Raw genomic sequence first — 484 nt, 5'->3', positions numbered from 1 at the left:
CGAGGAGAACATGCGGGGGCGCCTGTGGCACAGGCGCATGTCAGCCCTGCTCGGTCGGCCGCTGGCGCCGAGGCGATGCACTCGCCGACAACCCAAGTCTCAACCCACGCCTCAATGGCTGCCCCGGTGCATTCATACCCTCAAGGCGATACAGCAGCCATTGCGGCGGCGCAAGCCGAGGCGGCGGCGGCACAGGCCCGGGAGGCTGCGGCGCAGGCCGAATTGGCCCAGATGCGGGAGCAGGTGGCACGCATGCGCGGACACGACGGCCAGGAACGGCGCGATGAGCGCGATGAGAGGGATCAGCCTGGGACGACGCAGCTCGCGCAAGGCCGCGACAGCCGGCAGCACTTGGATGCTGCCGTGACCGATGCGAGCCGCCCATTGCTGCGCGAGTTCAGCGACCCGAGTCATCCCCAGCATGCGCTGTACAACACCCTCATAGAGGTGCTTCCCGAGGGTACGTCTCCGAGATGGGTGGCAC

The 484-nt window shown here is 68.2% G+C and carries 1 protein-coding gene; it reads left to right on the top strand.

Features of this window, described 5'->3' with window-relative positions; all coding sequences use genetic code 11:
- Nucleotides 1–126: 126 nt before the first annotated feature.
- Nucleotides 127–484 (top strand): hypothetical protein (locus EJI00_RS24955; protein ID WP_148110665.1); only part of this gene is annotated, 358 nt, incomplete at its 3' end.

It is taken from the genome of Variovorax sp. DXTD-1 (assembly GCF_003984625.1).
In the GTDB taxonomy this organism is placed as follows: Bacteria; Pseudomonadota; Gammaproteobacteria; order Burkholderiales; family Burkholderiaceae_C; genus Variovorax.
This window is presented reverse-complemented; position numbering and strand designations above follow the sequence as displayed.